This is a genomic window from Cognatundibacterium oligocarboniphilum (genome assembly GCF_013377855.1).
In the GTDB taxonomy this organism is placed as follows: domain Bacteria; phylum Pseudomonadota; class Gammaproteobacteria; order Burkholderiales; family Burkholderiaceae_D; genus Undibacterium; species Undibacterium oligocarboniphilum.
Genome location: NZ_JABXYJ010000001.1, coordinates 538504 through 551836, shown reverse-complemented (window position 1 = coordinate 551836; position 13333 = coordinate 538504). Strand labels below are relative to the sequence as shown.

Sequence of the window (13333 nt, the reverse complement as noted above, 5' to 3'; positions counted from 1 at the left end):
GGATCAGGCTCATCGCTGGTAGTTATATTGATGATCTGTTCATCAACGGTGGGGCTCATAATATTTTTGTCATTGATCCTTGTTCGGTCAGGTAATCTGGTGCGTTGCTGGCACAATGCATTGAAAGGAAATGCGGATGTCTCTCCTGATGATGAAATCCCTGTTTAGCTATAAAGCTTGGGCCAATGTTGAATTGTTTGATGTGCTGGAAACACTCAGGCAAGAAGATGGGCTGCGTACCGCGATCCGCACGATGAATCACATCTATGTCGTGGATAGGATCTTCCGTGCTCATTTACTGAATCAGCCGCATGGCCATGATGCGACGAATACTAAGTCGACCCCGGCTTTGGTAACATTGCGTGACGCGGTAGCGGAAACGGATTCGTGGTTTCTTGAATACGTCGACACGCTGAGTGATGCTGCACTGGTGGAACGGGTACGCTTCTCCTTCACTGATGGGGATGCCGGTGTCATGTCGCGTGAAGAAATGCTGATGCACGTGATTGTTCACGGAGGCTATCACAGGGGAAATGTCGGGCAGATATTAAAGGTCGCCGCAATTGCGCCACCGCGTGATTTACTGACAAGGTTCTTGCACGTGACGGAGCCAGAACGGCGAGACTGAATGTATGTATTTTCATGGTATCGCTCAATCTGGATTTATATGTTATTGAATGTCTTCAAGTTTTTGCTTAACCGATCATTGAACAGGAATCAGAAGTGACGTATAGCGTCAAAGAAATTTTTTACACTTTGCAGGGCGAGGGTAATCATGCCGGTCGTCCCGCGGTGTTTTGCCGTTTTTCCGGTTGCAATTTATGGACTGGCAGGGAAGAAGATCGTACCTCAGCTATTTGCCAGTTTTGTGATACCGATTTCGTTGGTACTGATGGTGTCAGTGGTGGAAAATTTAAAGCGGCGCAAGATCTGGCGGCGACAATTAATGCGCTTTGGCCAGCATCGTATACTGCCAGTAAATATGTGGTGTTCACAGGCGGTGAGCCGTTGTTGCAACTCGATACGGCCTTGATCGATGCCGTGCACGCTGTGGGCTTTGAAATTGCGATTGAGACCAATGGTACGCTACCTGTGCCTGATGGCGTGGACTGGATATGCGTGAGTCCGAAAATGGGCGCGGAACTGGTTGTTCGCAATGGAAATGAGATTAAGGTCGTGATTCCGCAAATCGGGCAGGACATGGCGACATACACCAATCTTGATTTTGAACATTACTTCGTGCAAGCGATGGATGGTCCATTCAGAGATGATAATCTGCGTCGCGCAATTGAATTCTGCAAACAGCATCCACAGTGGAAGCTGAGTTTGCAGACACATAAACTTCTACAAATTCCTTAAGTTTTTCATGTTAACGATTACCCGAAAAATGGAATTCGATGCTGGCCATCGTATTCCCGATCACAGCAGCCAGTGTCGTAATTTGCACGGTCACCGCTACACTCTGCAAATCACGCTGACCGGCGAGGTGGTGCAGCAGGACGGCGAATCCGACAATGGCATGATTATGGATTTTGGTGATATCAAGTTATTGGCGAGTCAGTATCTGGTGAATCTCTGGGATCATTCCTTCATTGTGTATGAGAAGGATTACATCATTAAAAATTTCCTGGAAAAATTACCAGGGCATAAAACCGTCGTCATTGATCGAGTACCGACGGTCGAAAATCTGGCGAAAATCGCTTTCGATATTTTAAAAGAGGTGTACCACGACAGGTTTGGCCGCAGTCTGCGTCTGACCAAAGTCACCTTATATGAAACGCCGAATTGCTGGGCAGAGATTGACGGCTGATTTTTACTGCACAAATCAGCCATGGCCGACATGAATGAATTTTCTTTGTCTCTGGATTCCGACCGGGAATTTATGCAAATCGCCTGCGAACAGGCGAGACTGGCGTGGACTCTGGGAGAGGTACCGGTTGGTGCGGTGATTGTGAGAGATGGTGTCGTGATTGCGACAGGCCATAATCGTCCGATCGCCAATCATGATCCTACGGCGCATGCAGAAATCATGGCTTTGCGCGCCGCTGCAGCATTGCTGGGAAATTATCGTTTACCCGGATGTGAGTTGTTTGTGACACTGGAGCCTTGCATCATGTGTGCCGGTGCGATGATGCATGCCCGGCTTTCCCGGGTTATTTTTGGTGCCAGTGATCCGAAAACCGGTGTGGCTGGTTCCGTCATGAATATTTTTGGGCAATCTCAACTCAATCACCATACCCGGGTAACTACGGGGGTGATGGCAACAGAGTGCTCTGCTTTGCTCAGAGATTTTTTTGCAGAACGCCGGTTGCTGGCGCAACAGAAAAAAAACGGTATCACCATGCTGTCAGATATGCCCTGATTTTCCCCGATTTCGATTGATATGACATTACATCTTCCACTTCTGAAGCAGCCGCTTGATATCGCCGTGGTGGCGCCAAGCGGTGCACCGTTAAATGAAGCCGCGGTAGTGCAGGGGCTGGACTTATTGCGGCAGCAGGGATTCAGGGTACATAGTTACTATGAACCTGAACATAAATATCAGCGCTTTGGCGCAACAGACGAAGTGCGGGTACGTCAGCTTCATGCGGCAGCATCTGATCCACAGATACGGGTTGTGATGGCTTTGCGAGGCAGTTATGGTTTTTCCCGCTTGCTGCCTTATCTTGATCTGGATTTGCTGGCGCAGAGCAGAAAGATATTCACCGGGTACAGTGATTTCACCTTGATGCACCAGTTGTTGCTTCAACGGGGAGTCTGCAGCATTGCGGGGCCGATGTTGTGCGACGATTACACGCGCGACAATCCTGATGAATACACGTTAAAACAGTTCGCCGATTGTCTGTCTTCCAGCCGGCATCAGGTGGAATTTGCTTCTGACATGGCGCCGGAGCTTGATGTGCAGGGGGTGTTATGGGGTGGGAACCTGGCGATGCTGGCACATGTTGTCGGCACCCCTTATGCGGCGGCGCCGGAGAATGGAATTCTATTTTTGGAAGATATCGGCGAGCACCCGTACCGGGTTGAACGGATGTTATTACAACTCCATTACGCGGGAATACTGAAAAAACAAAAAGCCATTTTGTTAGGGAATTTTTCTGGTTATCGTCTGGCCGAGCATGATAATGGCTATGACTTTGCGGCGCTGCTGGCTTATCTGCGCAGTCTCATGCCTTGTCCTGTCCTGACGGGCTTACCATTTGGGCATACACGCGAACGTGCCACACTGGTTGTTGGCAGCCAGGCCAGACTGACGGCGAAAGAAGGTATCGTTAGTCTGGAGATGTGTTATCAATGGTAACGATGCATGTGGTGTAGTGCATACTTCAAAAACGCCAATCAATTATAAAGAAAGCCGCCCATCGGGCGGCTTTCTTATTGGACGATGCTATCGCTGGTGCAGGTTTCAGTCTGCAGCATAAATATCATTGTCTTTGGTTTCACGGATAAACAGTGCGCCGATAACGAATGTCGCCAGCGCAATGATGATTGGATACCACAAGCCATAGTAGATGTCGCCCTTGAATGCAACCAGCGCGAATGCAGTGGTTGGCAGCAGACCACCGAACCAGCCATTGCCGATGTGGTATGGCAGGGACATGGAGGTGTAGCGGATACGGGTTGGGAACATTTCCACCAGCATTGCCGCGATCGGACCGTAGACCATGGTGACGTAGATCACCAGTATCACCAGCAGAACCAGAACCATAGGCTGATTAATCTGCTTAGGGTCTGCCTTGGCAGGATAACCGGCAGCTTTGATGGCATCCGCCAGCTCTTTGGAGAATGCCTTATCTTTTGCTGCTGCTTCTTCTTTTGGTAAACCGGTTGCATTGAAAGAAGTGATGACTTTTTCACCGACTTTGACTGTCGTTACAGTACCGGCGGGCGCAACTTCATTGGAGTAGTTGACCGATGCTGCCGCTAGTTTGGCTTTAACGATGTCGCAGGAGGAAGTGAATTTCTTGGTGCCAGTCGGATTGAACTGGAACTGGCAATCTGCAGGATCAGCAGTCACCACAACCGGTGCATTCTTCAGTGCGTTTTCCAGTGCCGGATTAGCATAGTGTGTCAGCGCATTGAAAATCGGGAAGTAAGTCACTGCAGCGATCAGACAGCCTGCCAGAATAATCGGTTTGCGGCCGATTTTATCGGACAGCGAGCCAAACACGATGAAAAACGGTGTGCCGATAACCAGTGATGCAGCGATCAGCAGATTGGCTGTTGCGCCATCCACTTTCAGGGTTTGCTGCAGGAAGAACAATGCGTAGAACTGACCGGTGTACCAGACAACGGCTTGACCTGCTGTCAGGCCAATCAGCGCCAGAATAACGATCTTCAGGTTTTTCCATTGGCCGAAAGATTCGGTCAGCGGTGCTTTGGATGTCTTTCCTTCTGCCTTCATTTTGGCGAATGCAGGAGATTCATTCATGGACAAACGAATCCACACAGAAATCGCCAGCAGGAAGACGGAAACCAGGAATGGTACGCGCCAGCCCCAGGCAGCAAATTCGTCTTCACCGATAGCGGAACGTGTGCTCAGAATCACGATCAGGGACAGAAACAGCCCCAGTGTTGCTGTCGTTTGAATCCAGGCAGTGTAAGCGCCGCGCTTATCATGCGGAGCGTGCTCTGCCACATACGTTGCTGCGCCACCATATTCACCGCCCAGTGCGAGACCTTGCAGAATCCGCAACGAGATCAGGATGATCGGAGAAATGATTCCCCAACTGGCATAACCTGGCAGCATGCCAACGCAGAAAGTCGAACCACCCATGATCAGGATCGTGACCAGGAAAGTATATTTGCGGCCAATCATGTCACCGAGGCGACCAAAAACCAGCGCGCCGAAAGGACGCACAATAAAGCCCGCAGCAAATGCCAGCAGAGCAAAAATAAAGGCGGTATTCGGATCAGTGCCGGCAAAAAATTGTTTTGCAATGATGGCTGCCAGAGAGCCGTATAGATAAAAGTCGTACCATTCAAAAACGGTTCCGAGGGAGGACGCAAAAATTACTTTGCGTTCTTCCGCAGTCATTCCGCTTGACGTTGCAATCGGTGCTGTCGCCATGCTTGTCTCCTGATTATGTTTTAAAGTGTGTTGGCAAAGCGTGTCAGTATGAGGAATAGTTGTTCTGACATTTTTTGCACAACTTGAGTGTGTGTGCTGAACCTTACAACATGCTTTCTTGAAACTTACAGAAACTTACGGATTTGTCGGTCTTATTCGATAAAGCAACGATTTCTCATGAGATTTAAAAATTTGCGAACGGTCGTACTAAATTATGCTATTCTGCTTTTCGGGTCATACGTATGGCAGGGTATGCAGGCAAGCAGAGGCAGGTATCTGCAGAATCCGAATTGTCGTTTTATGTTTGCCGATGACAACTGATGTTGCTGAGAAAAAGCGTTTTAGTCGTATTTTGAAGTATTCAGATACCCCAGGTATTTCAAGTATTCCAATTCATCCACAGGAGACACCACATGAATGATGCAGTTATCGTTTCTACCGCCCGTACCGGTTTAGCAAAGTCCTGGAAAGGCGCTTTCAATATGACGCATGGCGCCACGATGGGTGGCCATGTTCTGGCTGCTGCGATTGAGCGTGCCGGAATTGAAGCTGCTGAAGTCGAGGATGTCATCATGGGATGTGCCACGCCGGAAGGTGCAACCGGCAGCAATATCGCTCGTCAGATCGCATTGCGTGCCGGATGCCCGGTCACCACAGCAGGCATGACTGTTAATCGTTTCTGCTCCTCCGGTTTGCAGACTATTGCGTTGGCGGCACAGCGGATTATTGCCGGTGAAGGCGATATCTATGCGGCGGGTGGTGTGGAATCTATTTCCTGCGTTCAGAACGAAGCCAACAAGCACATGATCGTCGAGCCTTGGCTGAAACAGCACAAGCCGGAAGTCTACTGGCCGATGTTGCAGACGGCAGAAACAGTCGCCAAACGTTATGGCATTCCACGTGAACGTCAGGATGAGTACGGTGTGCAGAGCCAGTTGCGGGCAGCCGCAGCGCAGGCAGCGGGGCTGTTCAATGCTGAAATCGTACCAATGACAACCGTAATGGGCGTAGCGGATAAGGCAACCGGTATGTTGGTCAGCAAAGAAGTGACCATTTCCGCTGATGAGGGCATCCGCGCCGATACCACGCTCGAAGGCGTGTCTAAAATTCGTAGCGCGATTCCTGGCGGTGTGATCTCTGCAGGCAATGCCAGCCAGTTTTCTGACGGTGCATCAGTCGCTGTCGTGATGAACAGCAAACTGGCTGAAGCAAAAGGCTTGCAGCCGCTGGGTATTTTCCGTGGATTTGCGATTGCCGGTTGCGAACCGGATGAAATGGGGATCGGCCCGGTGTTTGCAATTCCCAAACTGTTAAAAAAGACTGGCCTCAAAGTAGAGGATATCGGCTTGTGGGAATTGAATGAAGCGTTTGCAGTGCAGGTGCTGTATTGCGCAGACAAGCTCGGCATTCCGATGGATCGTCTGAATGTGAATGGTGGTGCGATTGCAGTGGGGCATCCGTACGGTGTATCCGGTGCGCGTCTGACTGGCCATGCGCTGATCGAAGGAAAGCGCCGTGGTGCAAAATACGTGGTGGTGACCATGTGTATCGGCGGCGGCCAGGGTGCTGCTGGTCTGTTTGAAGTTGTTTGACGTACACTCTCGCCAGTTTCATGCGATCGGATGATCTGATCGCATGAAACGCGTCTGGTTTCTTTCAACTCTTTCTGTGTGCTGCCATGCAATCCAAAATCCTTTCCCGTCGTGATCTTGAGTTTTTGCTCTATGAATGGCTGAATGTCGAATCTTTGAATCAACGTCCACGGTTTTCTGAACACAGTCGCGAAACTTTTAATGCAGCACTCGATACCTGCGAGCAGATTGCCACCGATTTATTTGCTCCCCATAACAAAAAGAACGATCAGAATGAACCGCACTTTGACGGTGAAAAGGTGCATATCATCCCTGAGGTGAAAACGGCGCTGAATGCGTTTTGTGAAGCCGGATTGCTGGCAGCCGGACAGGATTTTGATGTCGGCGGCATGCAGTTGCCGTGTGTGGTTGAAAAAGCCGGTTTTGCCTACTTTAAAGGTGCCAATGTCGGCACGGCATCCTATCCTTTCCTGACGATCGGCAATGCCAACACATTGATGAAATGCGGTACCCCGGAACAGATCGAGATTTTTGTCAAACCGATGCTGGAGGGGCGTTTTTTTGGCACGATGTGTCTGTCAGAACCGCAGGCGGGCTCCAGCCTGTCGGATATCGTTAGCCGTGCTGAACCTCAACCGGACGGTACTTACCGGCTGACTGGCAACAAGATGTGGATTTCTGCAGGCGAGCACGAATTATCCGAAAACATTGTGCATCTGGTGTTGGCCAAAGTGCCGGATGAACAAGGCAAGCTGATACCCGGCGTGAAGGGGATCAGTCTGTTTATCGTACCGAAATTCCTGGTTAATCCTGACGGTTCGCTGGGCGAACGCAATGATGTGGTGCTGGCCGGTCTGAACCATAAAATGGGATACCGCGGAACGACTAACTGTTTGCTGAATTTTGGTGAAGGCAAGTTCCGGCCGGACGGAAAGGCCGGGGCGGTCGGGTATCTGGTCGGCACGTTGCATCGCGGACTCGCCAATATGTTCCACATGATGAATGAGGCGCGTATCGGTGTCGGACTTGGTGCGGTCATGCTGGGATATACCGGCTATCTGCATGCGCTTGACTATGCGCGCAATCGTCCGCAAGGGCGTGCTCCTCTGAATAAGGATCCAGCAGCACCGCAATTACCGATCATCCAGCATACTGACGTTAAACGCATGTTGCTGGCGCAAAAGTCGTATGTGGAAGGGGGGCTGGCGTTGAATCTGTATTGCGCCCGACTGGTGGATGATGAACGTACCGGCGAGACGCCTGAGGTGCGTCGCCACGCCAGTCTGCTGCTGGAAATCCTGACACCGATTGCCAAATCGTGGCCATCGCAATGGTGTCTGGAGGCGAACAATCTGGCGATTCAGGTGCATGGCGGTTATGGTTATACCCGCGAATACAACGTCGAGCAGTTTTACCGTGATAATCGCCTCAATCCCATCCATGAAGGGACGCATGGCATTCAGGGCCTCGATTTACTGGGGCGGAAAGTCGTGATGGAAAACGGCATCGCGCTCGAAATGCTGGGTGAAGTCATGCACAAAGCCATGTTGCAAGCAGCGCATCATCCTGAACTGGCGGAATACAGCAAATCGCTGGCGCGCGTATTGCAGCGTATCGCACAGATCACCAAGCAATTGCATGGCTGCGGTGACATGAATAAGACGCTGGCGAATGCATCCCTGTATCTGGAGGTGTTCGGACACGCAGTTATTGCCTGGATCTGGCTGGAACAAGCTTTGTTAAGCCTGCATAAACAGGATGCGCATGATGCTGATTTCTATGCCGGTAAATTGCACGCATGCAAATATTTCTTTCACTGGGAGCTGCCAAAAGTACATCCGCAGCTCGATTTGCTGGCCAGCATAGACAGCACGACTTACGAGATGCAGGATCAATGGTTTTGATCTGAATATACTGAGAGGGAGTATATATTTTTGTTCATTAAAAATAAGGACGTCAGCCTTGTTTTTTCAGATACTCCCTATTTTTTATCAATTTCGGCGCCGGTAAACAATGACTGCACAATGCAGCAAGCCGGTGACAACAGACACGACATCAGACGTGACAACAACGGAGACGACAATGAGTACAGCACGCACGGTTCAGGAATTATTCAGCTTAAAAGGTAAAACCGCATTGATTACCGGTGGTTCACGCGGGCTTGGTCTGCAGATGGCCGAAGCGCTGGGCGAGCAGGGTGCACGCATTGTGCTGTCCTCACGCAAGCAGTCTGATCTGGATGAGGCGGTTGCCCATCTGCAAAGCCGGGGCATTGATGCCAGTGCGATTGCAGCTGATCTGTCAAAAGAAAGCGCAGTCACACCGCTGGTTGACGAAGCGCTGAAGCGGCTTGGTCATATCGATATCCTCATCAACAATGCCGGTGCAACCTGGGGGGCGCCGGCAGAAGATCATCCGCTGGATGCGTGGGATAAGGTGATGAATCTGAACATCCGCAGTATTTTCATGCTGTCGCAGGCTGTCGGTAAGCGCAGCATGATTCCACGTCGTTCCGGTCGCATCATAAATGTGGCCTCAATTGCCGGGTTGTCCGGTAATGCGCCGGGCACCATGCAGACCATTGCCTACAATACGTCTAAGGCAGCTGTGATCAATTTTACCCGCACCCTGGCTGGAGAATGGGGCGTGCATGGCATCAATGTGAATGCGATCGCTCCCGGCTTTTTCCCTTCCAAAATGACTAAAGGGATTCTGGAGCATCTGGGGGAAGAAAAACTGGCAAAAGAATCTCCGTTGCAACGTATTGGCGATGATGAGGACCTGAAAGGTATCACTCTGTTGTTTGCCTCCGATGCCGGTAAACACATCACAGGGCAGACCCTGGCCGTTGATGGTGGTGTTTCTGCTGTCTGAGGATCATTATGACTCAGACCAGAGACAATATAGACATTCCGCAGCCTAGCGCGACTCTGAACCCATTCCTGCATGATCTGGGTGTGGAGTTTCTGCGCATGGAAAATGGTGAGGCAACCATTTCACTGGATCTGACCGCGCGCCACATGAACAGCTGGCAAATCACGCATGGCGGTGTCCTCATGACGATGCTGGACGTCGCCATGGCGATGGCAGGGCGCTCGCTGCATGCCGATCTCAAAGGTGTGGTGACGGTTGAAATGAAAACCAGTTTCCTGCAGCCCGGCGGCGTTGCCGGTGGGCGGATTGAAGCGCGCGGAAAAGCCTTTCATGAATCGACCACCATGTGTTTTTGCGAGGGCGAAATCTGGAATGGCGACAGACTGATCGCCAAGGCGATGGGCACGTTTAAATATTTACGTCGACTGAAATCCGGGGAGAACATGAAAAAGCTGTATGGCAGTGACTGAATGCAGGTAGTGCTGGCAATGTAATCACAATAATGATGATGGAGACAACATGCAGCAAACTTTACGCCGCCTTATTCTGACAACCGTTTTGGTGGGAGTGAGTATGAATCATGCCATGGCACAGACCAGCCTTCCCGATCCGGCTTCAACTGATCCTGAAAAGCTGGGATGGATGCAGGGTTTCCCTCCGCCACCCGACAAACTGATTCAATTTGCCAATGGCAGCAATTATCAGTTTCCGCGCACCCGCTGGTCGTTCTCACACGGTCGCGAACTGGGGCCAACCATGAATGTCTGGCATGGTAATGGCCCGGTGTCCGCATTGCCAGCTGCCTACCGTGATATTGAGCAACTGCATTTTACTGACGAGCATAATGCGGACATGACCTGGGCGGGCATGCTGCAGAACACTTATACAGACAGTGTTCTGGTCATGCACAAGGGTAAAGTGATTTATGAAAAATACTTTGGCATCAGCAAACCGTATTTGCCGCATATTGCGATGTCCGTTACCAAATCATTCGTCGGCACATTGGCAACGATCTTGGCAGAAGAGGGCAAACTGGACCCGTCTGCCCTTGTCACTCAGTATGTGCCGGAATTAAAAGACGGCGCTTATGGAGATGCCACTGTGCGCCAGGTCATGGATATGACGATCGGCGTCAAATATTCTGAAGTCTACGCCGATCCGAAAGCGGAAATCTGGGATTATGCGCGTGCCGGCGGCTTGCTGCCAGTTGCCCCCACTTATGACGGACCACGGAGTTTTTACGACTTCCTGGTCAAGCTGAAAAAGGAAGGCGAACATGGTGAGGCGTTTGCCTATAAGACTGTGAATGCGGAGGTTCTGGGCTGGATTGTGCGCCGCGCTTCCGGACAATCGTTGTCTGATCTGTTGTCTGAGCGGATCTGGCAAAAACTCGGCATGGAAAATGACGCGTATTTTTCTGTCGATCGCCTGGGAACCGAGCAGGGCGGTGGTGGCCTGAACCTGACGCTGCGGGATATGGCCCGCTTTGGTGAAATGATGCGTTTGAACGGCAAGTGGAATGGACAACAGGTCATTCCTGCAGCGGTCGTGCAGGATATCCGCAAAGGTGCGGATCCTGCCAAGTTTGCGAAGGCCGGATATGTCACTTTACCCGGCTACTCTTACCACAATATGTGGTGGATAGGACATAACGCACACCAGACCTTCGAGGCACGCGGTATACATGGTCAGCGCATTTATATTGACCCGGTGGCTGAGATGGTGGTCGTCAAATTTTCCTCACACCCGCTGGCCGCCAACCCGGTCACCGATCCTGTTACCTACCGTGCATTTTCCGCACTGGCCAATTATCTGATGAAGTGAATAATATGATGACTACTACATATCAACGTATCGTGCTGGCTTCCCGTCCTCATGGGCAGGTCACGCCTGACAATTTTCGCCTGGAGACTTTGCCGCTTCCTGAAATCCGGGAAGGGGAAATCCTGATCCGTAACCGCTTTCTGTCGCTTGACCCCTACATGCGTGGCCGGATGGAAGAAAGTAAAAGTTATGCAGCACCACAGCCTTTAAATGAAACCATGATTGGCGGTACCGTTGGCGAAGTCATCGCCAGTAAGCATGCCCGTTTCCAGACAGGTGATCAGGTGTTGGGCATGTTTGGCTGGTCAGAAATCGGCGTTTCTGACGGTAGCTTGCTGAGAAAGCTCGATACCAGCCGGATTCCCTTGTCCGCTTATCTGGGCGCAGTCGGTATGCCGGGCCTGACTGCATGGTATGGCCTGACTCAGATCATGTCACCGAAAGCGGGCGAAACCGTGGTGGTGTCGGCTGCCAGCGGTGCTGTCGGCAGCGTCGTCGGCCAGCTTGCCAGACAACGTGGATGTCGCGTGGTCGGCATCGCTGGCGGTGCGGAGAAGTGTACTTATGTCGTGGAGGAGCTTGGTTTTGATGCCTGCATCGACTATAAGGCCGGTCAGCTGGAGGCGGATCTGGCAGCAGCAACGCCGGATGGAATTGACGCTATTTTTGAAAATGTCGGCGGTGAAATTTTTGATGCCTGTCTGGCGCGGATGAATCCATTTGGCCGGATTGCCTTATGCGGCATGATTTCCGGTTATAACGGCGAGCCAGTCAGTATTCGCAACGCCCGGGTATTTCTGACCATGCGTCTGAAAATGCAGGGTTTCATCGTGTCCGAACATATGGATTTATGGCCACAAGGCTTGCAGGAACTGGGTACGCTGGTTGCATCAGGAAAACTGAAATTCAGGGAATCCGTTGCCGAGGGACTGGCGAGTGCGCCGGACGCATTCATTGGCCTGCTCAAAGGAAAAAATTTTGGAAAGCAGCTCGTCAGACTGAGCTGAAACAGCACAGATATCAAACACAAAAATTAATCAGGAGACCAAATGAAAGTATTTAAAGACCGGGTTGCCGTTATCACAGGTGCTGCCAGTGGATTTGGCCGTGAATTCGCACTGATCGGCGCAAGACTCGGAATGAAACTGGTACTGGCCGATGTACAGCAGGATGCGCTGGAACATACCCGCAACGAACTGGCGCAGCAGGGTGCCGACGTGATTGCTCTGCGTTGTGATGTGCGCCATGCCGAGCAGGTGCAGGCATTGGCAGATGCTGCAATGGACAAATTCGGTGCGGTGCATCTGGTATTTAATAATGCCGGTGTCGGTTCAGGCGGACTGGTGTGGGAAAACACACAGGCAGACTGGGAATGGGTGTTGGGTGTGAATCTGTGGGGTGTGATTCATGGTGTACGGATCTTTACCAACCTGATGCTGGAATGCGCCAAAAAAGATCCGCACTATGAAGGTCATATAGTTAATACGGCTTCCATGGCAGGCATGCTGAATGCGCCGACTATGGGTGTATATAACGTGTCCAAACACGCGGTGGTCTCTTTGTCCGAATCGCTGTATCAGGATTTGCAGCTGGTTGAGGCGCCGATTGGCGCTTCTGTGCTCTGTCCGTATTTCGTGCCGACTGGCATTTCGCAGTCTCACCGGAATCGCCCTGAAGATGTGCCGGGTGCGGCACCGACAGCCAGCCAGCGTGCAGCGCAAGCCATGTCAGATAAAGCGGTTAGCTCTGGCAAGGTGACAGCACAGGAAGTGGCTGAAAATACCTTCAAGGCGGTTGCGAACGGACAGTTTTATATTTTCTCGCATCCGGGGGCGCTGAGTAATGTGCAGGAACGGATGGAGGATATCGTTTTGCAGCGTAATCCGGGTGATCCCTACAAGGCGACGCCGCATATCCGTGAGATGCTGCGCGCAAAATTGAAAGCATAAGCGCCATGTCGCAATCCGTTTTC

The 13333-nt window shown here is 51.3% G+C and carries 13 protein-coding genes; 12 read left to right on the top strand and 1 reads right to left on the bottom strand.

The window, feature by feature from the left end; all coding sequences use genetic code 11:
- The first annotated feature begins 136 nt into the window (after nt 1-136).
- From HV832_RS02615 to HV832_RS02595, 5 genes are all read left to right on the top strand, one after another.
- The gene (locus HV832_RS02615; protein ID WP_176801967.1) at nt 137-628 is read left to right on the top strand and encodes a DinB family protein; all 492 of its coding nucleotides are present in this window, start codon (nt 137-139) and stop codon (nt 626-628) included.
- 95 nt (nt 629-723) lie between these two features.
- On the top strand, nt 724-1359 hold the full coding sequence (gene queE / locus HV832_RS02610; protein WP_176801966.1) for a 7-carboxy-7-deazaguanine synthase: 636 nt from the start codon (nt 724-726) through the stop codon (nt 1357-1359).
- A gap of 7 nt (nt 1360-1366) precedes the next feature.
- The gene (gene queD / locus HV832_RS02605) at nt 1367-1810 is read left to right on the top strand and encodes a 6-carboxytetrahydropterin synthase QueD (RefSeq protein WP_176801965.1); all 444 of its coding nucleotides are present in this window, start codon (nt 1367-1369) and stop codon (nt 1808-1810) included.
- A 30-nt stretch (nt 1811-1840) separates the two neighbouring features.
- Nucleotides 1841-2362 (top strand): tRNA adenosine(34) deaminase TadA, encoded by a 522-nt coding sequence (tadA, locus tag HV832_RS02600; RefSeq protein ID WP_176801964.1) that lies wholly within the window; start codon nt 1841-1843, stop codon nt 2360-2362.
- Between the two features lie 21 nt (nt 2363-2383).
- On the top strand, nt 2384-3301 hold the full coding sequence (locus HV832_RS02595; RefSeq protein WP_176801963.1) for an LD-carboxypeptidase: 918 nt from the start codon (nt 2384-2386) through the stop codon (nt 3299-3301).
- Nucleotides 3302-3406: 105 nt separating this feature from the next.
- On the opposite strand, the gene HV832_RS02590 is transcribed toward HV832_RS02595, so the two are convergent.
- The gene (locus tag HV832_RS02590) at nt 3407-5071 is read right to left on the bottom strand and encodes an MFS transporter (protein WP_176801962.1); all 1665 of its coding nucleotides are present in this window, start codon (nt 5069-5071) and stop codon (nt 3407-3409) included.
- Between the two features lie 413 nt (nt 5072-5484).
- Between HV832_RS02590 and HV832_RS02585 the strand changes: the two genes are divergently transcribed.
- The 7 genes from HV832_RS02585 (at nt 5485) to HV832_RS02555 (ending at nt 13310) form a co-directional block, all read left to right on the top strand.
- A complete protein-coding gene (locus HV832_RS02585; RefSeq protein ID WP_176801961.1) occupies nt 5485-6663 on the top strand; it encodes an acetyl-CoA C-acyltransferase in 1179 nt (392 codons plus the stop codon).
- An 86-nt stretch (nt 6664-6749) separates the two neighbouring features.
- Nucleotides 6750-8567, top strand: a complete 1818-nt coding sequence (locus HV832_RS02580) for an acyl-CoA dehydrogenase (RefSeq protein ID WP_176801960.1) — start codon at nt 6750-6752, stop codon at nt 8565-8567.
- Nucleotides 8568-8745: 178 nt separating this feature from the next.
- Nucleotides 8746-9537 (top strand): SDR family oxidoreductase, encoded by a 792-nt coding sequence (locus HV832_RS02575; RefSeq protein WP_176801959.1) that lies wholly within the window; start codon nt 8746-8748, stop codon nt 9535-9537.
- Nucleotides 9538-9545: 8 nt separating this feature from the next.
- Nucleotides 9546-10007 (top strand): PaaI family thioesterase, encoded by a 462-nt coding sequence (locus HV832_RS02570; RefSeq protein WP_176801958.1) that lies wholly within the window; start codon nt 9546-9548, stop codon nt 10005-10007.
- Between the two features lie 103 nt (nt 10008-10110).
- Entirely contained in the window at nt 10111-11361 is a 1251-nt protein-coding gene (locus tag HV832_RS02565) for a serine hydrolase domain-containing protein (RefSeq protein ID WP_223827150.1), read from the top strand.
- Nucleotides 11362-11369: 8 nt separating this feature from the next.
- Nucleotides 11370-12368 carry an NADP-dependent oxidoreductase gene (locus HV832_RS02560; protein WP_176802105.1) on the top strand — a complete coding sequence of 333 codons (999 nt, stop codon included), beginning with the start codon at nt 11370-11372 and terminating at the stop codon, nt 12366-12368.
- 42 nt (nt 12369-12410) lie between these two features.
- Complete coding sequence (locus HV832_RS02555) at nt 12411-13310, top strand: SDR family oxidoreductase (RefSeq protein ID WP_176801956.1); 900 nt, start codon at nt 12411-12413, stop codon at nt 13308-13310.
- Nucleotides 13311-13333 lie beyond the last annotated feature (23 nt).

What these genes read in the sequence shown, in the direction of transcription:
- HV832_RS02580 (WP_176801960.1), top strand. Translation starts at nt 6,750, where the DNA reads ATGCAATCCAAAATCCTTTCCCGTCGTGATCTTGAGTTTTTGCTCTAT.
- HV832_RS02555 (WP_176801956.1), top strand. Translation starts at nt 12,411, where the DNA reads ATGAAAGTATTTAAAGACCGGGTTGCCGTTATCACAGGTGCTGCCAGT.
- HV832_RS02615 (WP_176801967.1), top strand. Translation starts at nt 137, where the DNA reads ATGTCTCTCCTGATGATGAAATCCCTGTTTAGCTATAAAGCTTGGGCC.
- HV832_RS02560 (WP_176802105.1), top strand. Translation starts at nt 11,370, where the DNA reads ATGACTACTACATATCAACGTATCGTGCTGGCTTCCCGTCCTCATGGG.
- HV832_RS02585 (WP_176801961.1), top strand. Translation starts at nt 5,485, where the DNA reads ATGAATGATGCAGTTATCGTTTCTACCGCCCGTACCGGTTTAGCAAAG.
- HV832_RS02565 (WP_223827150.1), top strand. Translation starts at nt 10,111, where the DNA reads ATGAATCATGCCATGGCACAGACCAGCCTTCCCGATCCGGCTTCAACT.
- HV832_RS02575 (WP_176801959.1), top strand. Translation starts at nt 8,746, where the DNA reads ATGAGTACAGCACGCACGGTTCAGGAATTATTCAGCTTAAAAGGTAAA.
- HV832_RS02595 (WP_176801963.1), top strand. Translation starts at nt 2,384, where the DNA reads ATGACATTACATCTTCCACTTCTGAAGCAGCCGCTTGATATCGCCGTG.
- HV832_RS02590 (WP_176801962.1), bottom strand. Translation starts at nt 5,071, where the DNA reads ATGGCGACAGCACCGATTGCAACGTCAAGCGGAATGACTGCGGAAGAA.
- tadA (WP_176801964.1), top strand. Translation starts at nt 1,841, where the DNA reads ATGAATGAATTTTCTTTGTCTCTGGATTCCGACCGGGAATTTATGCAA.
- queD (WP_176801965.1), top strand. Translation starts at nt 1,367, where the DNA reads ATGTTAACGATTACCCGAAAAATGGAATTCGATGCTGGCCATCGTATT.
- HV832_RS02570 (WP_176801958.1), top strand. Translation starts at nt 9,546, where the DNA reads ATGACTCAGACCAGAGACAATATAGACATTCCGCAGCCTAGCGCGACT.